19 protein-coding genes, 1 rRNA gene, 1 pseudogene and 1 riboswitch are annotated in these 22929 nt (G+C 71.8%); of the genes and pseudogenes, 6 read left to right on the top strand and 15 right to left on the bottom strand.

All coding sequences use genetic code 11. The annotated features are described in order from the left end of the window. Positions 1 to 70 precede the first annotated feature (70 nt). Positions 71 to 604: an HAD domain-containing protein gene (locus tag AB0R04_RS35645; RefSeq protein WP_363377886.1), complete on the top strand. Its 534-nt coding sequence runs from the start codon at positions 71 to 73 to the stop codon at positions 602 to 604. Here the strand turns inward: AB0R04_RS35645 and AB0R04_RS35640 are convergent. After that, positions 582 to 1370, bottom strand: coding sequence for a CPBP family intramembrane glutamic endopeptidase (locus tag AB0R04_RS35640; protein WP_363377884.1), 789 nt, complete (start codon positions 1368 to 1370; stop codon positions 582 to 584). The genes AB0R04_RS35645 and AB0R04_RS35640 overlap by 23 nt on opposite strands. 77 nt (positions 1371 to 1447) lie before the next feature. Beyond that, complete coding sequence (locus AB0R04_RS35635) at positions 1448 to 2953, bottom strand: glutamate--cysteine ligase (protein ID WP_363377882.1); 1506 nt, start codon at positions 2951 to 2953, stop codon at positions 1448 to 1450. A gap of 367 nt (positions 2954 to 3320) precedes the next feature. Here AB0R04_RS35635 and AB0R04_RS35630 point away from each other — a divergent pair, with 367 nt between their 5' ends. Both AB0R04_RS35630 and AB0R04_RS35625 read left to right on the top strand, forming a co-directional pair. Then, complete coding sequence (locus AB0R04_RS35630) at positions 3321 to 3893, top strand: hypothetical protein (protein ID WP_063350208.1); 573 nt, start codon at positions 3321 to 3323, stop codon at positions 3891 to 3893. 393 nt (positions 3894 to 4286) lie between these two features. Next, entirely contained in the window at positions 4287 to 4478 is a 192-nt protein-coding gene (locus AB0R04_RS35625) for a DUF5999 family protein (protein ID WP_063350207.1), read from the top strand. A 91-nt stretch (positions 4479 to 4569) separates the two neighbouring features. Here the strand turns inward: AB0R04_RS35625 and gcvP are convergent, their stop codons facing one another. Beyond that, complete coding sequence (gcvP, locus tag AB0R04_RS35620; RefSeq protein WP_363377879.1) at positions 4570 to 7470, bottom strand: aminomethyl-transferring glycine dehydrogenase; 2901 nt, start codon at positions 7468 to 7470, stop codon at positions 4570 to 4572. A 236-nt stretch (positions 7471 to 7706) separates the two neighbouring features. Beyond that, positions 7707 to 7810: riboswitch (glycine riboswitch) on the bottom strand. Between the two features lie 223 nt (positions 7811 to 8033). Here gcvP and AB0R04_RS35615 point away from each other — a divergent pair. From AB0R04_RS35615 to AB0R04_RS35605, 3 genes and pseudogenes are all read left to right on the top strand, one after another. Continuing rightward, positions 8034 to 8348, top strand: a pseudogene (locus AB0R04_RS35615) (PRC-barrel domain-containing protein); the annotation flags it as partial. A 390-nt stretch (positions 8349 to 8738) separates the two neighbouring features. Next, complete coding sequence (locus tag AB0R04_RS35610; RefSeq protein WP_363377917.1) at positions 8739 to 9230, top strand: DUF2382 domain-containing protein; 492 nt, start codon at positions 8739 to 8741, stop codon at positions 9228 to 9230. Between the two features lie 180 nt (positions 9231 to 9410). Further along, on the top strand, positions 9411 to 10907 hold the full coding sequence (locus tag AB0R04_RS35605; RefSeq protein ID WP_363377877.1) for an MFS transporter: 1497 nt from the start codon (positions 9411 to 9413) through the stop codon (positions 10905 to 10907). 145 nt (positions 10908 to 11052) lie between these two features. Here the strand turns inward: AB0R04_RS35605 and AB0R04_RS35600 are convergent, their stop codons facing one another. The 12 genes from AB0R04_RS35600 to rrf form a co-directional block, all read right to left on the bottom strand. After that, positions 11053 to 12480: a DNA polymerase IV gene (locus AB0R04_RS35600; RefSeq protein WP_363377875.1), complete on the bottom strand. Its 1428-nt coding sequence runs from the start codon at positions 12478 to 12480 to the stop codon at positions 11053 to 11055. A 64-nt stretch (positions 12481 to 12544) separates the two neighbouring features. Next, entirely contained in the window at positions 12545 to 13189 is a 645-nt protein-coding gene (locus AB0R04_RS35595) for an ElyC/SanA/YdcF family protein (RefSeq protein WP_363377915.1), read from the bottom strand. A gap of 171 nt (positions 13190 to 13360) precedes the next feature. Next, a complete protein-coding gene (locus AB0R04_RS35590; RefSeq protein WP_363377873.1) occupies positions 13361 to 14005 on the bottom strand; it encodes a MerR family transcriptional regulator in 645 nt (214 codons plus the stop codon). Between the two features lie 237 nt (positions 14006 to 14242). Further along, positions 14243 to 14719 (bottom strand): bifunctional nuclease family protein, encoded by a 477-nt coding sequence (locus tag AB0R04_RS35585; RefSeq protein WP_063350203.1) that lies wholly within the window; start codon positions 14717 to 14719, stop codon positions 14243 to 14245. Between the two features lie 122 nt (positions 14720 to 14841). Continuing rightward, complete coding sequence (locus AB0R04_RS35580; protein WP_208869207.1) at positions 14842 to 15534, bottom strand: MerR family transcriptional regulator; 693 nt, start codon at positions 15532 to 15534, stop codon at positions 14842 to 14844. Positions 15535 to 15713: 179 nt separating this feature from the next. Continuing rightward, positions 15714 to 16595, bottom strand: a complete 882-nt coding sequence (locus tag AB0R04_RS35575; protein WP_079136055.1) for an FHA domain-containing protein — start codon at positions 16593 to 16595, stop codon at positions 15714 to 15716. Positions 16596 to 16821: 226 nt separating this feature from the next. Then, complete coding sequence (locus tag AB0R04_RS35570) at positions 16822 to 17928, bottom strand: DUF881 domain-containing protein (RefSeq protein WP_363377870.1); 1107 nt, start codon at positions 17926 to 17928, stop codon at positions 16822 to 16824. Continuing rightward, positions 17912 to 18244, bottom strand: a complete 333-nt coding sequence (locus AB0R04_RS35565; RefSeq protein ID WP_030062488.1) for a small basic family protein — start codon at positions 18242 to 18244, stop codon at positions 17912 to 17914. Before AB0R04_RS35565 ends, AB0R04_RS35570 begins: the two co-directional genes overlap by 17 nt. Next, positions 18241 to 19335, bottom strand: coding sequence for a DUF881 domain-containing protein (locus tag AB0R04_RS35560; RefSeq protein WP_363377868.1), 1095 nt, complete (start codon positions 19333 to 19335; stop codon positions 18241 to 18243). Before AB0R04_RS35560 ends, AB0R04_RS35565 begins: the two co-directional genes overlap by 4 nt. A 168-nt stretch (positions 19336 to 19503) precedes the next feature. Continuing rightward, positions 19504 to 21999: a mannose-1-phosphate guanyltransferase gene (locus AB0R04_RS35555; protein WP_063350200.1), complete on the bottom strand. Its 2496-nt coding sequence runs from the start codon at positions 21997 to 21999 to the stop codon at positions 19504 to 19506. A 124-nt stretch (positions 22000 to 22123) separates the two neighbouring features. Continuing rightward, positions 22124 to 22744 (bottom strand): CDP-diacylglycerol--glycerol-3-phosphate 3-phosphatidyltransferase, encoded by a 621-nt coding sequence (gene pgsA / locus AB0R04_RS35550; RefSeq protein ID WP_063350199.1) that lies wholly within the window; start codon positions 22742 to 22744, stop codon positions 22124 to 22126. A gap of 98 nt (positions 22745 to 22842) precedes the next feature. Further along, positions 22843 to 22929: ribosomal RNA gene (gene rrf / locus AB0R04_RS35545) — 5S ribosomal RNA — on the bottom strand; the annotation flags it as partial.

Below are 22929 nucleotides of genomic sequence, written 5' to 3'. Positions count from 1 at the left end.
GTACGCAACCACTGGTACGCCAGGTTCGTCCGACCAGGTAAGTCACACCACCGTCTCTGGGGGGCCACTGGTGCCGAAGCCGCTGTTGTTCCTGGACGTCGACGGGGTGCTCAACCCGGTCTGCCCGCACCCGGACGCCGGGTTCGACACCCACACCCTGTTCGGCTACTCGGTGCTCCTCTCCGCCCGGCACGGCGCCTGGCTGCGCGAGCTGGCCGGCACCTACGAACTCGTGTGGGCCACCACCTGGGAGGAGCACGCCAATGCGCACATCGCCCCGGCCATCGGCCTGCCCGCCCTCCCGCTGGTCCGCTTCACCGGCGACGTCCCGCAGCCCGGTGACCCGCGCGTCCCGCTGATGGAGCTGCTCTCGGCCCGCAAGTGGGCCCCGCTGCTGCGCTACGCCGCGGGCCGCCCGTTCGCCTGGGTGGACGACGTCATCCCGCCGCGGCTGGTCCGCAACTCCCTCTGGCGCCGCGACCGCCTGCTGCTGCCGATCGACCCGGGCCCGGGCCTGGAGCGCCGGCACGTCGACCGCCTGCTCGCCCGGCCGCCGCGCACCCCGACCGGGCGCCTCCCGCTCAGGGGGTCGGCAGCCAGCTGACGTGCCCGGCGAGCAGCGCGTACCCGACGAAGGCCACCGTGTCGATCAACGCGTGCGCCGCGACCAGCGGCATCACCCGCCCCCAGCGCCGGTACAGCAGGCAGAACACCGCCCCCATCACCATGTTGCCGACCAGCCCGCCGACCCCCTGGTACAGGTGGTACGAACCGCGCAGCACCGAACTCGCCACCACCGCCGCCGGCCACGACCAACCCAGCTGCCCGAGCCGGCGCAGCAGGTAGCCGAGGACGACGACCTCCTCCAGGGCGGCGTTCTGCCACGCGGAGAGCACCAGCACCGGGACCCGCCACCACACGTCCGGCAGCCCGGACGGCGCCACCGTCAGGTTGAAGCCGGCCGCCTGCGAGGCCAGGTACAGCACGAGCCCGGAGCCGCCGATCGCAGCCGCCACGGCGGCGCCCCGGCCGAGGTCGCGCAGCTTCTGCCCGAGGTCGAAGCCGAGCACCCGCAGCGCGGCGCCCTCGCGCACCAGCAGGTACCCGACCAGCACCACCGGCATCAGGCCGCGCCCGATGTAGTACAGCTGCCACACCAGGTCCAGCCAGGGCCGACCGGGCGCCCGCGAGCCGTTCAACGTGGCGACCTGCTGGCCGAGTTGGATCGGTTCGGTGAGCGAGGCCGCGAAGCTGATCAGCGCGCTGACGCCACTGGCCCCGAGGGAGAGGCCGAGGACGATCAGCAGTTCCACGCCGAGCAGCCGGCGCGTGGGCTTCGCGGTCTCCGGTGCGGTCGGGAGGGTGGTCACGGGCGGCTCCAGCGGGGCGGGCGTCGCTCCGGCCGTCGGCCGACCGCCGGAGCGATCATCCTGACACAGCGGTCCGGCTACCCGACCGGCCAGGTGTGCACCGGCTCGCCGGTGCGCATGTGCTCGATGTAGCGCCTGGTCATCGCGGCGAGCGCGGCCGGGCGGTCCATCCCGTACTGCTCGCGCAGCCGGTGGAAGGTCGCGCTCTGCCAGGCCGCGCCGTTGGTGCGGCGCAGGCAGCGCTGCTCGATGATCCCCAGGTAGCGGTCCCGGTCGGCGGGCTCCACGCCCCACTCGTCCAGGCCCTGGTGGGCCATCGGCAGCAGTTCGTTGAGCACCAGGTCGACGGCGGACACCGTTGTCAGCCCGCCGCCGCGGCCCGCCCGGCCCGACCGCGGCCACTGGAACACCGCGTCGATGCCGTAGCGGGCGCCCTGCCGGAAGTTCTCGTCGGCCCGCTCGAACGGCAGCCTGGTCCAGACCGGCCGGGGCTGCTCGGCGAGCACCCGGACCAGCCCGTAGTAGAAGGCGGCGTTCGCCAGCGTGTCGGCCACCGTCGGCCCGGCCGGCAGCGCCCGGTTCTCCACCCGCAGGTGCGCGATCCCGCCCGCGATGTCGTACACCGGCCGGTTCCAGCGGTAGATCGTGCCGTTGTGGAGCCGCATCTCGGCGAGCCGGGGCGCGCCGCCGGAGGAGAGCACCTTCATCGGGTCCTCGTCGTCGCAGATCGGCAGCAGGGCGGGGAAGTACCGCAGGTTCTCCTCGAACAGGTCGTACGCCGAGTCCACCCAGCGCTCGCCGAACCAGGTGATCGGCCGGACGCCCTGCGCCTTGAGTTCCGCCGTACGGGTGTCACAGGCCTGCTGGAACAGCACCGGACGGGTCTCCCGCCACAGCTCCCGCCCGAACAGGAACGGCGAGTTGGCACCGAGCGCGAGCTGCGCCCCGCAGATCGCCTGGGCCGCGTTCCACACCGAGGAGAAGCGTTCCGGGGTCACCTGCAGGTGCAGTTGCAGGGAGGTCGCGGCGGCCTCGGCCACCATGGTGATGGTCTCCAGCTGGAGGTGTTCGACGCCCTCGATGTCCAGCGCGATGTCCTCGCCGCGGGCGGCCAGGATCTGGTCGCTGAGCAGGCTGTAGCGCGGGTTGTGGGAGATCGCATCCAGGCCGGTGTGACCGTGCTCCAGGGTCGGCAGGATCCCCACCATGACGATCCGGGCACCGGCCTCGGCGGCCCGCCGGTCGGCGTAGCGCAGCCCGGTGTCGAGCTCCTCGCGCAGGTCCTCGAAGACGTGCCCGCACAGCCGGTGCGGCACGATGTTCACCTCGACGTTGAACTGGCCCAGTTCGGTCTGGAAGTCGCTGGAGCCGATCGCGCTCAGCACCTGCGCGTTGCGCAGCGCCGGCAGGCCGTCCTCGTCGGCCAGGTTGAGCTCGATCTCCAGGCCCATGACCGCCCGCGGCCGGTCGAACCGGTCCTCGCGCAGCATCCGCCCCAGCGCGTCGAGGCAGGCCTGGAGCTTGCGCCGGTACAGCTGCCGGTCCGCCAGATCAGCCCGAGTCGCCACGACCTTCTCGCCCACGGTCCCCTCCTCCTGAGACACCGGCCGACCCGACCGTGCAAGCATCATGCCCACCTCGAAGATCGATACCCGAATGCTTGTACTGGCTTGCAATGCAAGGAAACTGACGGATATTCAGCAGATCTGCCGACTTGCCCGGCGCCACCGCCTGTGATAAACAGGTCACCCTGCGCACCTGTTCGATAGAATTCGCACTGCGCTCCGGCCGGCCCGCTCCGCCTCGAAACCCTCGTCGACGGCGGCGACCGCGCCGGCACCGCGATCATGCACAACCGGACACGGCCAGGTCCCGTCACCGATGACACACCGCGCCACGCCGGTATGCCGCACTCGCACGCCGATCTCGCACGGAGAGGCGGACCCCGCCATGACTCTGCAGACCCCCCAGCCCCCGCCGAGCGCCCTGCGCGCCGTCCTGGCCGCACTCGACTCGGAGACCGCGCTGCGCCAACCCGCCGCCGCAGCACTGCGCCATCCGGTCGGCCCGCTGCTCCCCGCGCACCCCCTCGCCGTCCACGTCCTGGACGGGCCGCGCCCGGAGCTGCCCGCCGCCCGCCGGACGGGCTGGCGCTTCCTGATCAAGGACGGCGCCGAGGTCGCCGCCGCCGCCGAGGTCGTCCAGGCCGTCGAGGGCCACACCTTCTCGCACTTCACCGCCGGCCCCTACCTCGACTCGACGGTCCGGGCGCTGCGCCAGGCCTGGCAGCTCGCCCAGGGCTCCCGGTCCCGCCAGCAGCCCCGGCTGCTGACCTTCCCCGGGCAGTACGCCACGGCACTGTGGCTGCACAGCCCCGACGCCGGCCCGGCCGCCGACCAGCTGATCCCGCTGGCCCCGGCCCCACTCGGCGTCACCGCGCACCGCGCCTACCCGGCCGCCGAGCTGCTGCCGCTGCTCGCCCGGGCGCCGCTCGCCAAGCCACTGCTGCTCGGCTCCTCCTGAGCCGGCCCCACGCCGACGGGCCACCGGGCCAGCACCCGGTGGCCCGTCGGCGCGCGCGTCGCCCTCATCCGCCCGAACCACCCGGACGGGCCATCCGCCCTGACCTCCTCGGGCCATGCCGCAGCTGACCCATCGGTGCGCCTTTTCCCGCCGGACCCACCTGAACGGGTGATCTCTGCCCGGGAGTTGTGGCGCATGTCACGAAATCCCTGCGCGCGCGTCCGCAGATGCCGACACTGGGAACCAGCGTGGAAGGACCACCTGTCCTACCCACTTGAGCGCCGGTCAACACCTGGTCGGCGCGCGGACAGGATCCGGCTACCGCGGCGGCTCCCGACGGCTCCGCCGGCGGCCGCACCACGGGGAGGATCGCAGAGCGAAGCGAGGGTACGCATGTGCCAGCACCGTCCTGAGTGCCCGTCGGCCGAGTGCGAGGACCGCGAGGCTGCCGTCACGGTGGCCTGCCACCCGGAGCAGGGCTGGAGCCTGCTCTGCAACGGCGTCGTGCTGTTCGAGGACACCGGAGAGCTGCTGCCCGACGGCCGGGTGATCGCGCCGCGCCGCACCGTCGCCCACGCGGCCTGACCGCACCGGCGGGGGCAGCCGCCGGACGACGACAACGGGCAGGGCCCCGACGGTACGTGCCGTCGGGGCCCTGCCGTACGTCCGGTCCGGATCAGACGCCGTACTCCTCCAGCGGCGGGCAGGAGCAGACCAGGTTGCGGTCGCCGTACGCGCCGTCGATCCGGCTGACCGGCGGCCAGTACTTGTCCGCCGGGTTCACGCCCGCCGGGAAGACCGCCTCCTGCCGCGAGTAGCCGTGCGCCCAGTCGCCGGCCAGCTCGGCGGCGGTGTGCGGGGCGTTGCGCAGCGGGTTGTCCGCGGCCGCCCACTCGCCCGAGCCGACCTTGTCGACCTCGGCCCGGATCTCGATCATCGCGTCGCAGAACCGGTCGATCTCGTGCAGGTCCTCGGACTCGGTCGGCTCGATCATCAGCGTGCCGGCCACCGGGAAGGACATCGTCGGCGCGTGGAAGCCGTAGTCGATCAGGCGCTTGGCGATGTCGTCCACCGTCACGCCCGTCTCCTTGGTCAGCGGGCGCAGGTCGATGATGCACTCGTGCGCGACCAGCCCGCCGGGGCCGGTGTAGAGCACCGGGAAGTGCGGTGCCAGCCGCTTGGCGATGTAGTTGGCGTTCAGCACCGCGACCTGGGTCGCGCGCTTGAGGCCCTCGCCGCCCATCAGCCGGACGTACGCCCAGGAGATCGGCAGGATGGCCGCCGAGCCCCACGGCGCCGCCGAGATCGGGCCGACCCCGGTGGCCGGGCCGGCCTCCGGCTGCAGCGGGTGGTTCGGCAGGTACGGCGCCAGGTGGGCGCGCACCGCGACCGGGCCGACGCCCGGGCCGCCGCCGCCGTGCGGGATGCAGAAGGTCTTGTGCAGGTTCAGGTGCGAGACGTCCGCGCCGAACTTGCCCGGCTTGGCGAGGCCGACCAGGGCGTTCAGGTTGGCACCGTCCACGTACACCTGGCCGCCGGCCTCGTGCACCAGGGCGCAGATGTCGGTGATCTGGGTCTCGTACACGCCGTGGGTGGACGGGTAGGTGACCATCAGCACGGAGAGGCTGTCCCGGTGCTGCTCGATCTTGGCCTTCAGGTCCTCGACGTCCACGTCGCCGTCGACCAGGGTCTTCACCACGACCACGCGCATGCCGGCCATCACCGCGGAGGCCGCGTTGGTGCCGTGCGCGGAGGACGGGATCAGGCAGACGTCGCGCTGGGTGTCGCCGTTGGCGTGGTGGTAGGCGCGGACGGCCAGCAGGCCGGCCAGCTCGCCCTGCGAGCCCGCGTTCGGCTGGATCGAGACGGCGTCGTAGCCGGTCACCTCGACCAGCTGGCGCTCCAGCTCGCGGATCAGGCTGAGGAAGCCCTGGGCCTGCTCGATCGGCGCGAAGGGGTGCAGCTGGCCGAACTCCGGCCAGGTGACGGCCTCCATCTCGGTGGTCGCGTTGAGCTTCATGGTGCAGGAGCCCAGCGGGATCATGCCGCGGTCCAGCGCGTAGTCCCGGTCCGACAGGCGGCGCAGGTAGCGCAGCATGGCGGTCTCCGAGCGGTGGCTGTGGAAGACCGGGTGGGTCAGGTACTCGTCCTGGCGCAGCAGCGCGGCCGGCAGCGCGTCGGCGCCCTCGGCGACCTCGACCGCGGGGACGCCGAACGCGGCCCAGACGGCGGCCAGGTGCTCGCGGGTGGTGGTCTCGTCGGTGGAGACCGAGATCCGGTCCGCGCCGTCCTGGTGGACGTTGACGCCGTTGGCGCGGGCGGCGGCCGCGATCTCGGCGGCACGGCCCGGGACGACGGCGGTGACGGTGTCGAAGAACTCGCCGTGCAGCAGCTCGACGCCGCCGGCCCGCAGGCCCTCGGCGAGGGCGGCGGCGTAGCGGTGGGTGCGGCGGGCGATGTCGGCCAGGCCGTCCGGGCCATGGTAGACGGCGTACATCGAGGCCATGACGGCGAGCAGCACCTGGGCGGTGCAGATGTTGCTGGTGGCCTTCTCACGGCGGATGTGCTGCTCGCGGGTCTGCAGCGCCAGGCGGTAGGCGCGGTTGCCGTCGGCGTCGACCGAGACGCCGACCAGGCGGCCGGGCAGCGAGCGGGCGTACTCGGCGCGCACCGACAGGTAGCCGGCGTGCGGGCCGCCGAAGCCCATCGGCACGCCGAAGCGCTGCGAGGTGCCGCAGGCGATGTCGGCGCCGAGCGAGCCCGGCGAGGCGAGCAGGGTCAGCGCCAGCAGGTCGGCGGCGACCGCGACGATCGCGCCGAGGCCGTGCGCCTGCTCGATGACCGGGGCGAGGTCGCGGACCACACCGGTGGCGCCCGGGTACTGGAGCAGCACGCCGAAGACGCCGCGCTCGGCGATCTCGGCCGGGATGCCCTCCGACAGGTCGGCGACGACGACCTCGACACCGGTCGGCACCGCGCGGGTGTTGATCACCGCGGTGGTCTGCGGCAGGGTCTCGGCGTCGACCAGGAAGACGCCGCCCTTGACCTTGGTGACGCGGCGGGCGAGCGCCATCGCCTCGGCGGCCGCGGTGCCCTCGTCGAGCAGCGAGGAGCCGGAGGTCGGCAGGCCGGTCAGGTCGGAGACCAGGGTCTGGAAGTTGAGCAGCGCCTCCAGGCGACCCTGGGAGATCTCCGGCTGGTACGGCGTGTAGGCGGTGTACCAGGCCGGGTTCTCCATGACGTTGCGCAGGATCACCGGCGGGGTGAACGTGCCGTAGTAGCCCAGGCCGATCATCGGCTGGAGCACCTGGTTGCGGCTCGCCAGCTCGCGCAGTTCGGCGAGCACCTGCGCCTCGCTGCGGCCGCCGGGCAGGTCCAGGCCGGTGATGGAGCGGATCGCCTCGGGAACGGCGGTGGCGGCGAGTTCGTCCAGCGAGCCGTAGCCGATGGACGCCAGCATCTTCTGCTGCGCGGCGTCGTCGGGGCCGATGTGGCGGTTCTCGAAGGGGCTGGCCAGCTCAAGCTCGGTGAGGGTCGAGGCGCCGGTGGGGCGTCCCGCGTTCGGCTGGGCGTTCATGGTGGTCGAGGCCTCCTGGTCACGGACCGGCGGGGGTGCGCACGCCGACCGGCCGGAGCCGCTGCGGACAGCGATTCGACCCGGGCGGGCGAACCCGACAGGCCTCCCCCTCTGTCATCGGGACCTGAGAGCTTCACCCGCACGGCGCGCTGTGGCACGCCGCCGGCTTGCACCGTCGGTGAGGGTGGTGGCCGTCGGCTCCCTGCCGACGGTCCTGCCCTGCTTTCCAGAGTGACCTACCCCACACGGTACGGATGCCTGAGAGATTCCGGGGAGGAGTTGCTCCTTCGGCGCCCCGACCAGCGCTTTCCGTGGCCGGGGACTCTCCCGAGCGGGCTCGGCGGTCGCCGCCCAGGGTACCAGCGGCAGGCCCCCTGATCACGGCCGCGTCGGGTCACTCCGGGTCTACGCGCGTCCCCCGGACGGTCCAGCCCGAAGCCCGTCCGGCGCACCCCGGTCGCGCCCGTCCGATTCATGGCCTTTGGTGTGAAGTGGCAGGCGGAACGGGTGCTCCGGCCACGGTCCTGCGGGAGTTCCGCAGGCGCAGCGCACTGGAGGAAAGAGTGCAAACCGACATCGATCCCCGGGACCTCATCGGCCACAAGGCGGTCGACCGCAACGGAGACAAGATCGGCACGGTCGACGAGGTCTACCTGGACGACGCCACCGGCCAGCCGGAGTGGGCAGCCGTCCGGACCGGCATCTTCGGCCGGGACGCCTTCGTCCCGCTCACCACCAGCGAGTTCTCCGGCGACGAGCTCCGGGTGCCGTACGACAAGTCGCTGGTGAAGGAGTCGCCGGACTTCGGCGTCGGCCAGCACCTGTCGCCCGCCCAGGAGCTCCAGCTCTACCGCTACTACGGCCTGGACACCCCGGCGAACGGCCGGCCGGTCGGCCGGGACGCCGACCGGCCCATCGGCCGCGAGGGTGACCGGCTGATCGGCCGGGACGGCGACCGCCCAGCCGACCGGGGCAGCGACCGGCCCATCGGCCGCGAGGGTGACCGGCCCATCGGCCGCGAGGGTGACCGACCGACGCGGCCCGACCTCGACTTCGGCACCACCTCGGCGGCCGAGCCCGTGAAGCCCATCACCTTCCACTCCCTCGGCCCCGTCCCGACCACCACCCCTGCCGACCCCACCGGCACCGCGACGGAGGTCAACGTGCGGACCCTCAACACCCCCGCGCCCGCAGCGACCCCCACGACGACCGAGCCCAAGCCGCAGCCCGCCCCGGTCGTGACGACCACCGCGACCACGAACTCGGTCATGGCCGCGCCGGTCTCGGAGCGCTCGACCGGCCCGGCCACCTCGTCCCCCAACGGCCCGGTGGAGATCACCTGCCGCGAGGAGCGCCTGGACATCACCACGGACTGGCACATCGTGGGCACCGCGAAGCTGCGCAAGTACGTGACCAGCGAGCAGGTCGAGCGCCGCGTCCCGGTGGTCCGCGAGCGCGTCCGGGTGGAGCGGATGCCGGTGAGCGAGGCCGAGCGCGCCTCGCTCACCGAGAAGGAGATCGCCGAGGCGGTGGAGGAGGTCACCCTGCGCGAGGAGCGCCCGGTGGTCCGCAAGTACCTCACCCCGATCGAGCGGGTCCGCCTGGTGGTGGAGCGCTACACCGCCGAGGAGGTGATCCGGGACGAGCTGCGCCGCGAGCACGTCGAGGTCCACGACAACACCGCCGCCGCCCCGGCGACCCCGGCAGCCACCCCGGTGGCCGAGACCCCCCGCCCGGCCGTGCTGCGCCCGTTCGCCTGACCCCTCGCCCCCAGGGCCCCGGACCTCTCGGTCCGGGGCCCTCGGCATGCCCCGTCCCGGTCGCCGCCCGGCCGGAATCCTTCGATTTTGCCAAAGCGTCACCACTGGATATTTGACACTCTGAAGTATCTCCCGGCATGGTTACTTCAGTTCATTCACTATGTACGGGAGGAAGCAACCGTGAGTGAGGCACCACAGCCCACCACCGCGGCCGAGAAGCAGAGCAGCGCCCGGGTCCTGCCGGCCCTCATCCTGGCGATGCTGTCGTTCAGCGTGGTGCAGACCGCGGTCGTCCCGATCCTGCCCTCGCTGGCCAAGGAACTGAGCGTCTCCGCGTCCAGCGTCACCTGGCTGATGACCGCCAACCTGCTCTCCGCCGCCGTGCTGACTCCCCTGCTGGGCCGCTTCGGCGACCTCCGGGGCCGTAAGCCGATGCTGCTGATCTCGCTGGCCGGTCTGGTCGCAGGTTCGGCGCTGGCGGTCAGCACCCACTCCTTCACCTGGCTGGTCGTCGCCCGCGTCCTGCAGGGCGCCGGCGGTGGCGTGCTCCCGCTGGCGATCAGCATCGTCCGCGACGAGCTGCCCAAGCAGAAGGTGACCGGCGGCGTCGCCGCCATCAGCGCCTCGATGGGTGTCGGCTCCGGCCTCGGCCTGGTCGCGACCGGTCTCCTGCTGGAGCACTGGAGCTACAAGTCGATCTTCTGGATGGGCCTGGTCTTCGGCCTGATCGCGGTCGCCCTGGTCGCGTTCCGCGTCCCGTCCGACCCGGTCACCGACAAGGAGGGCGGCGCCGACCCGCTCGGCGCCCTCACCCTGGCCGGCTGGCTCTCCGCCCTGCTCGTCGCGGTCAGCCAGGGCAACCACTGGGGCTGGACCTCGACCAAGACCCTCGGCCTGTTCGCCGTGGCCGCCGTCGTCGCCCTGATCTGGGGGGTCATCGAGACCAAGGTCGCGCACCCCCTGGTGGACATGAAGATGATGTCCCGTCCGGCCGTCGCCTTCACCAACCTGGCCGGCCTGCTGATCGGCTTCGGCATGTACGGCTCGTTCATGGTGATCAGCAACTTCGCCCAGACCCCGGAGAAGCTCACCCACTACGGCTTCACCGCGACCGTCCTGCACGCCGGTCTGCTGCTGCTGCCGTCCGCGATCGGCTCGATGGTGGCGGCTCCGGTCGGCGCGATGCTGATCGCCCGCCGCGGCCCGCGCCTGCCGCTGGTCCTCGGTGGCGTCCTGGGTGCCGTCGCGATGGCCTACCTGGCCGTGCGGCACAGCCACGAGGGCGACATCTACACCTCCTCGGCGATCTTCGGCCTGGGCATCGGCCTGGCGTTCTCCGCGATGCCGGCCTACATCAACGGCGCCGTCCCGGTGGAGCAGAGCGGCATCGCCAACGGCATGAACGCCGTGCTGCGCACCGTCGGTGGCGCGATCGGCACCGCCGTGATGGCCGCCATCCTGACCGGCGACACCATGAAGCTGCCGCCGCAGATCCCGCTGCTGCTGCCCACCCTGGACGCCTACAAGCACGCGTTCTGGGTCGCGGCCGTCGTCTGCGCCGTCGCCGGCGTCGTCCCGTTCCTGATCCGCGGCACCAAGTCTGCCGCCACCGTCGTCGCCTCGGGCGGCGCGGCCGAGCGGAACTCCAGCCCCGAGCTGGCCAAGACCGACGCCTGACCAGGCGTCCGGCCGCCGCGCTCAGGGACAGGGCGCGGCGGCCCGGCCTTCGGACGGTCGCGAGGGCATCACGACCGCACGAAGTCCGGCACGGTATGCGGCCCCAACCGGTACTCCCCCCCACCGGTTGGGGCCGCTTCGCGTTTCACACCCCCGGCGCCCCCGTCTCCCCCGGCGCCTCCGTCCCCCCGGGTGCCCCCGTCTCCTCCGGCCCCTCGGCCCCCCACAGCGGCAGCGGACGGGCCGGTTCCAGCGCCGGATCGTCCACCGCGAAGGTCCGGATGCGCCCCGGCCCGCTCCACGGCGTCTCGAACCGCACGGTGACCCGCCCGACACCGCTGCCCTGCACCCACCCGGGCCCCAGCTCGGCATGGCGGACGTCCTGCCCGGGCATCCAGCGGCGCGGCGCGGCCGCCTCCGGCTCCTCCTCCGCCGCCTCGACCTCCGCCTCCGCGTGCTCGGCCGCCTCCTCCCGCAGGGCCTGCGCGAACAAGTCCTCCTGGGTGTAGTCGGCCAGCTGGGCGACCCCCACCCCGAGCAGCCGCACCCCGCCGGTGATGTCCACCTGGGAGGCCAGCCGGCGCGCCGTCTCGATGACCACCGCCTCGTCGTCGGTGGGCCCGCGCAGCGTCTCCGAACGGGTCAGCGTCGAGAAGTCGAACCGCCGGACCTTGAGCACCACCGTCCGCCCCGACCGCCCGGCCGCGCGCAGCCGCCGCACGCACCGGGCGGCCAGCACCTCCACCTCGCGCAGCACCCGATCCCGGTCGGCGAGGTCCACCTCGAAGGTGTCCTCCACCGAGACCGACTTGGCGTCCTGATCGGCCACCACCGGCCGGTCGTCCAGCCCTATCGACATCTGGTGCACACCGGCGCCGTGCGCCCGCCCGAGCAGCTGCACCAGCTCGCCCTCCCCCGCCTCGGCGAGGTCCGCCACGGTGTTCAGTCCGGCCCGCCGCAGCACCTGCTCGGTGGCCGGCCCGATCCCGGGCAGCGCCCGGACCGGCATCGGGCCGAGCACGGCCCGCTCCTGCCCGGGTTCGATCAGCACCAGCCCGTCCGGTTTGGCCTGCTCGGAGGCGATCTTCGCCATCAGCTTGGAGCCGGCGGCCCCGACCGACCCGGTCAGCCCGGTGCGCCGCTGGATGTCCGCCCGCAGGTCCTCCGCCAGGGCGAGCACCAGCCGCTCCCCGGTCTCGTGGTCGGACTCGGCCAGCACCGGACCGTAGGGGCCGGCCTCCAGGTCGACGAAGGCCTCGTCCAGGCTGAGCGGCTGCACCAGCGGCGACAGCTCGCGCAGCAGACCCATCACGAGCTCGCTGACCTGCCGGTAGGCCTCGAACCGGCCGCTCAGAAAGGCCGCGTTGGGGCAGAGCCGGCGCGCCTGCGCCATCGGCATCGCCGAGTGCACCCCGAACCTCCGCGCCTCGTACGAGGCGGTGGAGACCACCCCGCGCCCGCCGAGCCCGCCGACGACCACCGGTTTACCGCGCAGGCTCGGCTTGGCCGCCTGCTCCACCGCCGCGAAGAAGGCGTCCATGTCGAGGTGGATGATGCTCGGCAGTGATCGCACCCGCCGATCATCCCGCAGGGGTCCGACAATGCGTACGAACCCGCGCAGGGCCCAGGTCCTGTCCCTAGCGCTGCGCGGCGTCCGCCAGAGCCTTCGGGATGCCGTCCTCCTGGGGGCCGAGGAACAGCGGGTCCGGCCGCAGCCAGGCGTTGACCGCCGCCTTGCCCGCCCCGGGGATCTCCCGCAGCCCGCCGTACAGCCAGGTGCCGTCGTGCGGTTCCGGCACCCCGACCGCGTACGCGTCGATGCCCGCCGCCTCGCACAGGGCCAGCGCCCGGCGGACGTGGAAGTCCTGGCTGACCAGCACCGCCCGTTCCACCCCGAAGACCCGCCGGGCCCGGGTGCAGGAATTCCAGGTATCGAAGCCCGCATAGTCGCCCACCACCCGGACCGCCGGCACCCCGTGCTCGATCAGGTACGTCCGCATCGCGTCCGGCTCGTCGTAGCTGTCCCGGCCGTTGTCGCCGGTCACCAGGATCGCCTGCACCTTCCCCGCCCGGTACAGGTCCAGCGCCGCGCTCAGCCGGTGCTCCAGGTACGGCGACGGCTTGCCCTGGTCCAGCCCGGCGCCGAAGACCACCGCGACCGGCGCGGACGGCACGCTGGCCACCGTGCCGACCCGGTCCCCGGCCGAGCACCACAGCCACGCGCTCGGCGCCAGCGCCAACGAGCAGAGCACCGTCGCCGTTTGGAAGGCCCTGCGCTGCACGGGCCGCCGCCGGAACCGGACCTTCAACAGCCCGCCCCGACGCCGCAGCAGACCCGCTGTCCCGGTGCCGAGCCCCACGTGCCCTCCCTCGATCGCCTCACCAGGCGCAACGACGAGGCCGCGGGCCCGGACGGTTCCCCGTCCGGGCCCGCGGCCTCGTCAGTTCTGCGGTCAGACCGCCCGGTTGCGCCGCTGGGCCAGCTCGTCGGACGGGTCGTGGCCGACCAGCGTCTCGCCGGTGTCGGTGCGCTCCGCGTGCAGCCGCCCGAGCGTGAGCTCCAGCTCCCGCCAGACCACTCCCACCGCGATGCCGAACACCCCCTGACCGCCCTTTAGCAGGTCCACCACCTGCTGCGGCGTGGTGCACTCGTACACCGTCGCGCCGTCGCACATCAGCGTCATCCCGGCCAGGTCGCCCTGCTCGGCCGCCTGCAGATGGGCGACCGCCACCCGGATGTTCTGCAGCGAGACGCCCGCGTCGAGCAGCCGCTTCACGATCTTCAGCAGCAGGATGTCGCGGAAGCTGTAGAGCCGCTGGCTGGTGGCCGGGTACGCCGAACGGACGCTGGGCTCCAGCAGTCCGGTCCGGGCCCAGTAGTCCAGCTGGCGGTACGTGATGCCGGCCGCCGCGCAGGCCGTCGGACCGCGGTAGCCGATCAGTTCGGATGTCGGGGCCAGCCGCTCGATGGCTGGCTGACCCGGTTGCACGGCCGGGAACCTGCCCACCCGGGGCAGGTCCGTCACGGTGCGAGCGGTGCGCGGCAGGTGCATGGCACACAGGCCTCCCACGGCCGTGCCATCGCCGGTGCTGCTCATGCCTGCCTCCGTCCACTGGTGCTGCGGGCAACCCGAACTGCGGGCATCGGTCACCCGGACAGCCACTCCTGACGGTAGGCAGTCCCCTATGACCCGTCAACGATCGCCACGCCGGGCCAGCCAAACCACATCACTCAGGAGAGTGGTTTTTCGTGCCCCTAGTGTGGGTAGGTCGACGGTTTTTGGCAAAACGGCAAGCCAAACAACGGCCTGACCTGTAGGGAAATCCGGTCCGCGCTACTGCGGACCGCTGCCCCCGAAGTCCTCGGGCGACACCTGGTCGAGGAACTCGCGGAACTTCTCGACCTCGTCCTCCTGCTCGTCCGGGATCGCGATGCCCGCCTCGGCGAGCACCTCCTCGCTCCCGTAGATCGGAGTGCCGGTGCGCAGGGCCAGCGCTATCGCGTCGGACGGCCGGGCGCTCACCTCGACCCCGCCGGTGAAGACCAGCTCGGCGTAGAAGACGCCCTCCCGCAGGTCGGTGATCCGGACCTCGGTGAGCTGCTGCCCGAGCGCCTCCAGGACGTCCTTGAACAGGTCGTGCGTCAGCGGGCGGACCGGCGTCATGCCCTGCTGGGCGAAGGCGATCGCGGTCGCCTCGCCGGGACCGATCCAGATCGGCAGGTACCGATCGCCCCCGACCTCCCGCAGCAGCACGATCGGCTGGTTGGAAGGCATCTCCACTCGGACACCCACGACGTCGAGCTCATTCACACAGGCAACCCTATGGCTCAGGCCCCGGATATGAAAGCGCAGGGCCGACGCCCCTGGTCAGCGCGGTGCACCGCGGTCAGCCGGGGCCCTGGGCGGACAGCCGCAGGAACCCCGCGGGGACGCTATCCGCGGCCGCGCAGACCGGCCTGGACCATCGCCGCGTGCAGCCGCACGGACAGTGTCGCCAGCTCCCGCGCAGTGGCCTCGGCATGGGCCCTGGTCTGCGGGTTCCGGTGCCGGCGCAGCGGCGCCACCACCTGTTCCACCAGCGCGATCTCCCGGTCCGCCGCGGCCTTCATGGCCCGCAGGTGCCGCGGTTCCAGCCCGTACCGGCCGAGTTCCGCGACCAGCCGGGCCACCTGCAGCGCCTCGCCGTCGTACCCGCCGTCCGGGCCGGGCGCGACCAGACCGTAGGACTCCCACTCGGAGAGCTCGCGCTCCCCGGACTCGGCGGCCGCCAGCAGTTCGGCACGCCCCAGCCGGACTCCGGACGGGACGTCGGCCGAAGCCCCCAGCTCCCGGTCCGCCTCCTCCACGGGCCCGGGCCGGGTGTCGGCGGACGGCAGCGCGGGCGGTGCCTCACCGCGCTCGATGGCGTCCAGGTGCTCGCGGATCACCCGCAGCGGCAGGTAGTGGTCGCGCTGCATCCGCAGGACGTAGGCCAGCCGCTCGACGTCGGCCGGACTGAACTTGCGGTACCCCGAGGGCGTGCGCTGCGGCTCGACCAGGCCCTCCGCCTCCAGGAATCTGATCTTGGAGATGGTGACCTCGGGGAAGTCGTCGCGCAGGAAGGTCAACACTGCGCCGATGCTCAGCAGCTCGTCACCGCCGCGCCGCCGCCCACCCGGCCGGTCCGGGCGGATCGGCTGCCTGGGGCCCGCGACCACCCCGCGCCCGCCGCGGTCCGCCTGCGGACCGGACGATGCGGGGGTGGCCGCCCCGAGAGAAGATGAAGGGGTATTCGTACTCACTCGGGCTCCTACCGACGTTGGGTTCAGTACCCCCGGTTGTGGCCGGCGAAGAACACCAGCCGGTACTTCCCGATCTGCACCTCGTCACCGTTGTTCAGCGACACCTCGTCGATCCGCTCCCGGTTGACGTAGGTGCCGTTGAGGCTGCCGACGTCCGCGACGCTGAACCCGGCCCGCGTCCGGCGGAACTCCACGTGGCGCCGCGAGACCGTGACGTCGTCCAGGAAGATGTCGCCCTGCGGGTGACGGCCGGCCGTGGTGACGTCCGAGTCCAGCAGGAAGCGGCTGCCCGAGTTCGGACCGCGCTGGACGATCAGCAGGGCCGAGCCCGGCGGCAGCGCGTCGATCGCCGACAGCACCTCGGCCGACAGGGCCGGCGTGGCGCCGGTGCCGGTCGTGGTGTTGGGGTCGTACGACTCCAGGCCGGAGATGGAGATGGTCGACGTGGTCTCCGCCGCCCCCTCCGGAAGCAGGCCACCGCGCAGGGCCGTACCGCAGTTGGAGCAGAACCGGGCCGCAGCCGGGTTCTGGTTGCCGCACCTGGGGCACGGAGTGGGGCCAGCCATGTTCACAGCCTCCTGGCGCGGCACACCCGACGGGTTGTGCCCGGCGTACGGGTCCGGGGCAAACCCTCCACCAGAGCTTGAGGGTCCTGACTGGAAACCTATGCGCGGGTCGCCGGAAGGGTCAACCGACGCGCCGTAACCCACCGGATTCCCGGCGTACTGGGCGGCCGCGCCGTCCCGGAACAGCTGCTGCTCGGCGTACGCCGCCCCCTCGGGAGCGGGGCGCATGCCCGGCACGGCGGCCTCGTCCTCGGGCCGGCGGTGCCGCGCGGTGGGCGCCTCGACGGAGGCCGCGCCACGGCCCTTGTTACGACCGAACAACTTCGAGAAGAAACTCACGGGCGAATCCCCTTGCGTGTGACAGACCCGCCCGCGGGGCAGGGTGAGAACCTCGGACAGGCTGCGGGCCCGGTTGCGGACCGGCCCTGCTGGAGTGGTACTCCGACGGTCGGTACTGCGATTGGTGCTCCGGTGCGTGCTGGTACGACCCAGTCTCGCCCACGCGACGGCGGCGCCCCGCACCGGGTGCCGCCCGCGGGTGACGGGCTGTTCGTCGGGCGCCCCGTCACTTCGAAGCCGGCTTGGCGTACTGCGGCGTCTTCAGATCCACGAGGGCGTCGACGACCACCTTCTGCTGCTGGGTGATCGTCGCCCGCGCCTGGTGACTCTCCAGAGTACGGACGACACCCCCCGGGATGTTCAGCGCGGGTGTCAGATCCTGCGGGTTCCCCACGACGGTGAACCGATAGGGCTGCGAGACCTTCTTCCCGTCGATCTGCACCCCGCCGCCCGACACGTCGGTGAAGTAGGTGTTGACCACCACGCGCACATCGTTGATCTGAATCGCCTCCGCCCCCGCCGCTCGAAGTTCTTGCAGGGTGTCCAGCAGCATATCTGCCTTCACCTGCCCTTGGGGATCATCGACCGTGAGTACGATGCCCGGACCAGTGGCTTTGACGGTACCGGCGAGCACGCCGAGCTCCGTCGCCTTCTTCCTGGTCTGTTCCTGGGCCTCCTTGGCCTGGTTGGAACTGTTCTCCAACTTGGCCAGGGACTGCTCCAACTCCGCCTTCTCCTGCTGAAGACGCTGCTGGCGGCTGTCCAGTTCGTCGAGGATGCGCACCAGGTCCTCCTGGCGGGCCCCGCGGAGCTGGCTGTGGTGGTCGTTGGTCGACCGCACCTGGATCGCCAGCCCCAGGCCGAGCGAGAACAGCAGCAGCGCCACCACCAGCTGCCCGCGCGACATCCGCGGCGGCCACAGGGCCGCCTTGAGGCGCCGCCGCCCCGCACTGCGGTCCACCGCGGCCGGCTCCGCCACGGGCTCGGACTCAGACTCGGGTTCAGACGCAGGCCCGGGCTCAGGCGCCGCGGCCTTCGCGAGCCGCACCGCGGGCGCGGGCGCCGCCTCCGCATCAAGCTCAGGCTTAGCGTCAGACTTCGCCGCAGCCCGCTCCTCGGGCTCCTCCACCGCCGCTACGGGCCCCTCGGCCTTCTCCGGCTCCTCGGTCTGGTCGGCGTGCCGGACCTCCCCGGCCCCGTCCACCGGCTCGGCCGGGCCCACCTCGGCCGCCGACTCCGGCCCTGGCGCCTCGGCGGCCCGCTCCAACGCCTTCCCGCCGCCGTCCGCGTGCTCCTCCGCCGCCCCGCGGCCCGGCTCAGGCGCGGAAGACATGGCGCCGAATCGCGGCCGCGTTGGAGAAGATGCGGATGCCGAGGACGACGACCACACCCGTGGACAGCTGCGAGCCGACGCCCAGCTGGTCACCGAGGAAGACGATCAGTGCCGCGACCACCACGTTCGACAGGAACGAGACGATGAACACCTTGTCGTTGAAGATCCCGTCCAGCATCGCCCGGACGCCGCCGAACACGGCGTCCAGCGCCGCCACCACCGCGATCGGCAGGTACGGCACGACGGCGTCCGGCACCTCGGGCTGGACGAAGAGTCCGACGACCACCCCGATCACGAGACCCAGTACGGCAATCACGGTCTAGCTGCTCCTGTCCCTGCGGACGACGACCCGGTCGGGGCCGTCGTGGACGAGTGGGCTGTCGTGGTCTTCGCGGACCCGCTCGGCGTACGCCGCCCGGTGCTGCCCGCCGACGGTGAAACGGACGCGCTCGGGCTCCCGGAGGTTCCGGCGGTGGGTGACGGCGTCGGAGTGACCGAAGCCGCCGACGGGGACGCCGGGGGCGAGGGCTCGGGCGTGACCGGCTGGGCGGTCCGCAGCGTCACGCCCACCGCGGCCGGCAGCGTCAGGCTCTTCTGCGCGGACATGGTCGACTTGATGCCGTACTTCTCCTGGAGCAGCCGCAGGTACTGCCCGGCCATGTCGTTCTCGAAGGCGGTGAGCAGCTTCGGCCCGTCGCCGATCGCCTGGATGTTGTACGGCGGGACGAGCGGCCGGTTGTCCACCAGCACCGCCTCGCCCGCGGCCCGGATCGCCGAGAGCGCGGTGAGCCGCTGGCCGTTGATCGCCACGGCTTCCGCGCCGGATCCCCACAGGCCGTTCACCACCAGCTGGAGGTCGCGGTCCCGCAGCCGGCCGCTGTTGGAGAAGCCCTGCCCGGCCCGCGGGTCGACGTTCCCCCCGCCGCCGGTCCCCGCCGCGTCCTCCAGGACCAGCTTGACGCCCGGCCCCGCGACCTCGCCCAGGCCCACCGCGCCGGTCAGACCGCCCTCGTCGCCGTCGCCCGTGGCGAGCGCCTGCTGCTGCGTGCTCTCGACCTTGCGCCGCAGGTCCTGCACCTGCTGCTGGAGGTGGTCGGCCGAGCCGTTGGTGTCGTTGATCCGGTGGATCAGCGCGTCCCGCTCCTTGGCCAGCGTCGGCTCCGCCTTGTGCGCGTTCACCGCGCCGACCGTCACCACGACCCCGACCAACGCCAGCCCGGCGCCCAGCGTGAGCAGGCCTCGGACCGTCCTGGGTATCCGGCTGTCGTGGTCTCCGCCCCGCGCCGCGGCCGCCTCGGCATAGCCCTCGTCGAGGCTGTGGTCCATGACGTTGGTCAGCAGGGACATCGAGGCGTCCGGACGGTTGTACCGTCCGTTCGGGGCACTCGGCGTCGGCGTCGCTGGCATGCGGACCATCGTCCCACGTCGGCGAAGGGGCCCACGCACACCCCCTGAGCTGCACACACGACACAAAGTGACGGATCACTGCGAACAGTGTGAAAACGGACAGCGGGGCGCGCGGACCATGCCGCGCGCCCCGACCGTCAGGACCGTCGGACGATCAGGCCGGTGTCGTCACCGCCCAGCCCCGTCGACCACCGCCGCCCACTCGTCCAGCAGCGCCTCGGTGGCCTCGTCGTCCGGACCCTCCGCCCACAGGTGGGTGGTCGCCTCGGCCGGGTCCGGCAGCACCAGCGTCCAGCGCCCGTCCGCCTCGACGACCCGGACGCCGTCGGTGGTGTCCAGCCGCCGACTGCCGGCCGCCTCGACCACCGAGCGCATCACCATCCCCTTGGCCGCCCACGGCGTCGCGAGGTCCCGGCGACGGATGTGCGCCTGCGGGATGCGCGCGTCGATCTGGCTCAGCGTGAGCTGGGTCCGCGCCACCAGGCCGACCAACCGCACGAAGGCCGCGGCCCCGTCCAGCACTCCGCTGAACTCCGGCACCACGAACCCGCCGCGCCCGTCCCCGCCGAACACCGTGCCCTCGGTGGCGGCCGCCTTCGCCAGGTCGTCCGGCGTCGTCGTGGTCCAGATGACCTGGGTGCCGTGGTACGCGGCGACCTGCTCGGCGATCCGGGTCGTGGTCACCGGCAGCGCCACCTGCCCGCTGCGCCGCTCGGCCGCGACCAGGTCCAGCAGCACCAGCAGTGCCCGGTCGTCGTCGATCACCCGGCCCAGTTCGTCGACGAATGCGACCCGCTCGCCGACCGGGTCGAAGCGGACGCCGAAGGCCGCCCGGGAAGAGGCCACCAGCTCGCCGAGCCTGGCTAGCCCGGCCCGCCGTTCCTCCGCGTCCTCCGTCGGCCGCGCCTCGTCCAGCCCGCTGGAGACGGTGAGCGCCTCCACTCCGAGCCGCCCGAGGATGCTCGGCAGAACCAGGCCGGCGCTGCCGTGCGCGGTGTCCACGACCACCTTCAGTCCGGCCTCCCGGACCCCGGTGGTGTCGACGGCCCGCAGCAGGTTGCCCGCGTAGGAGTCGAAGACGCTGGACGGGAAGGTCAGGTCCCCGATCTCACCGGGGAAGGCCCGCCGGTACTCCTGGCGCGCGTACACGCGATCCAGCTTGCGCTGGCCGGCCTGCGAGAGGTCGGCCCCGCGCTCGTCGAAGAAGAGGATGTCCAGCGAGTCGGGCACCCCCGGCGTGGTCCGCAGGAAGATCCCGCCCGCACTCCCCCGCGCGGTGTGCTGCCGGGCCACCGGCATCGGCACGTTCTCCAGGTCGCGAACGTCTATGGCCGACGTCTGGAGCGCCGAAATCATCGCCCGTTTGAGCGCACGCGCACCACGCGAGTGGTCACGCGCAATGGTGACGGTCGCCCCCTTCTTCAAGGTCGTGGCGTACGCGCCGGCCAACCGCACGGCCAGTTCCGGGGTGATCTCGACGTTCAGGATCCCCGACACTCCACGGACACCGAACAGGTGCTCCTGGCCGCGGGACTCCCAGATCACCGACGTGTTGACGACGGCGCCGGCCTCGATGGTCTTGAACGGATAGACCCGGACGTTCGCACCGATGATCGACTCCTCGCCGATCAGGCACTCGTCCCCGATCACCGCGCCGTCCTCGATCCGGGCGGCCCGCATCACGTCGGTGTTCTTGCCGACCACGCAGCCGCGCAGATTGCTCTGCGGCCCGATGTAGACGTTGTCGTGCACGACCGCCTTGTGGAGGAAGGCCCCGCGCTTGACCACCACGTTGCTGCCGAGCACGGTGTGCTCGCGGATCTCGACGCCGGCCTCGACCTTGGCGTAGTCCCCGATGTACAACGGCCCGCGCAGCACCGCCTCCGGGTCCACCTCCGCACCCTCGGCCACCCAGACGCCCGGCGAGATCTCGAACCCGTCGAGCTCGACGTCGACCTTGCCCTCCAGAACGTCCGCCTGGGCCTTGCCGTAGCTCTCGTGGGTGCCCACGTCCTCCCAGTAGCCCTCGGCGACGTAGCCGTAGACCCGCTTGCCCTCCTTCAACAATTGCGGGAAGACGTCACTCGACCAGTCGACGGACTCACCTGCTGCGACGTAGTCGAAGACCTCTGGTTCCATCACGTAGATACCGGTGTTCACAGTGTCCGAGAAGACCTGCCCCCAGGTCGGCTTCTCCAGGAAGCGCTCGACCCGTCCGTCGTCGTCCGTGATCGTGATACCGAACTCGAGGGGATTCGGCACCCTGGTGAGACAGACGGTGACCAGCGCGTTCTTGCTGCGGTGAAAGTCGATCAATTCCGAGAGGTCGAAGTCGGTCAGTGCGTCACCGGAGATCACCAGAAAGGAGTCGTCCTTCAACGCGTCCTCGGCGTTCTTGACACTCCCCGCGGTGCCTAGCGGCGTCTCCTCGTGGGCATAGGTCAGATGCATGCCCAGGTCCTCGCCGTCACCGAAGTAGTTCTTGACCAGTGAGGCCAGGAACTGGACGGTGACGACGGTGTCGGAGAGGCCGTGCCGCTTCAGCAGCCGAAGCACGTGCTCCATGATCGGCCTATTGGCCACCGGAAGCAGCGGCTTCGGCATGCTTGAGGTCATCGGGCGGAGTCGGGTTCCTTCGCCCCCTGCCATGACAACGGCTTTCATTACGGGTGCGTCCTCCTTTGCGGTGGTGGACCTACAGGTCCATCAAACCGTTCCAGAGGGATCCCTACCCGGAAGGTATCGTCCGACGCACCGATGCGGCGTGGGACTTCTCTCAGATCACGTCTCAGACTGCGGACGCGGAGCCCGTCGAGCCCGCTCGGGTGATCCGCCTGGCCTGAACCGCGTAAAGAATACCGGCCCACCAGTACAACGTGGTCCCCCACCAGATGAAGGCCCAGCTCACCACCTCGGCCGGCCGCGCGATCCAGCTGTCCACGCTGCCGAGCAGGAGAAGCGGAAACGCGTACATCAGATTGAAGGTCGCGGCCTTCCCCAGAAAACTCACCTGGAGCGGCCCGTAACCGTGCCGGTTCAAAATGGGCAGCAGCGCGCCGATAAACACTTCCCGGGCCAGCAGAATCGCCGTCACCCACCACGGAAGAATCTCACGCCAGGTCAAACCGACCAGCGTGGACAGCACATAGAGCCGGTCGGCCAGCGGATCGAGCAGTTGCCCCACCCGGCTGACCTGCCCCCACCGCCGCGCGAGTTTCCCGTCGAGGTAGTCGCTGACACCGCTCAGCATCAGGATCAGCAGCGCCCAACCATCGTTGTTGGGGCCGTCGAAAACCGGCCAGAGAATCAGCCAGAGAAAAAGCGGAACGCCGACCAGCCGGCCCATGCTGAGCAGGTTGGGGATGGTGAGGACGCGATCGGTCTGGACCCGCGTCTCCTGGACCTCCACCCGGGGGCCTCCTGTCCCGTGTGATGACAATGCACGTTGACCCTACAACAGAAAAGCCCCCGCCAGGTTCACCCGGCGGGGGCTTCTCTCGAATGATTGTTCGGCGGCGTCCTACTCTCCCACAGGGTCCCCCCTGCAGTACCATCGGCGCTGTAAGGCTTAGCTTCCGGGTTCGGAATGTAACC

This window comes from Kitasatospora sp. NPDC056731 (assembly GCF_040687675.1).
GTDB lineage: Bacteria > Actinomycetota > Actinomycetes > Streptomycetales > Streptomycetaceae > Kitasatospora.
The sequence above is the reverse complement of the archived record's forward strand: the minus strand, read 5'-3'. Positions and strand labels throughout refer to the sequence as shown.

What these genes read in the sequence shown, in the direction of transcription:
- AB0R04_RS35560 (WP_363377868.1), bottom strand. Translation starts at nt 19,335, where the DNA reads ATGCCAGCGACGCCGACGCCGAGTGCCCCGAACGGACGGTACAACCGT.
- AB0R04_RS35555 (WP_063350200.1), bottom strand. Translation starts at nt 21,999, where the DNA reads ATGAAAGCCGTTGTCATGGCAGGGGGCGAAGGAACCCGACTCCGCCCG.
- AB0R04_RS35610 (WP_363377917.1), top strand. Translation starts at nt 8,739, where the DNA reads ATGGCCGCGCCGGTCTCGGAGCGCTCGACCGGCCCGGCCACCTCGTCC.
- AB0R04_RS35630 (WP_063350208.1), top strand. Translation starts at nt 3,321, where the DNA reads ATGACTCTGCAGACCCCCCAGCCCCCGCCGAGCGCCCTGCGCGCCGTC.
- gcvP (WP_363377879.1), bottom strand. Translation starts at nt 7,470, where the DNA reads ATGAACGCCCAGCCGAACGCGGGACGCCCCACCGGCGCCTCGACCCTC.
- AB0R04_RS35590 (WP_363377873.1), bottom strand. Translation starts at nt 14,005, where the DNA reads ATGAGCAGCACCGGCGATGGCACGGCCGTGGGAGGCCTGTGTGCCATG.
- AB0R04_RS35570 (WP_363377870.1), bottom strand. Translation starts at nt 17,928, where the DNA reads ATGTCTTCCGCGCCTGAGCCGGGCCGCGGGGCGGCGGAGGAGCACGCG.
- AB0R04_RS35625 (WP_063350207.1), top strand. Translation starts at nt 4,287, where the DNA reads ATGTGCCAGCACCGTCCTGAGTGCCCGTCGGCCGAGTGCGAGGACCGC.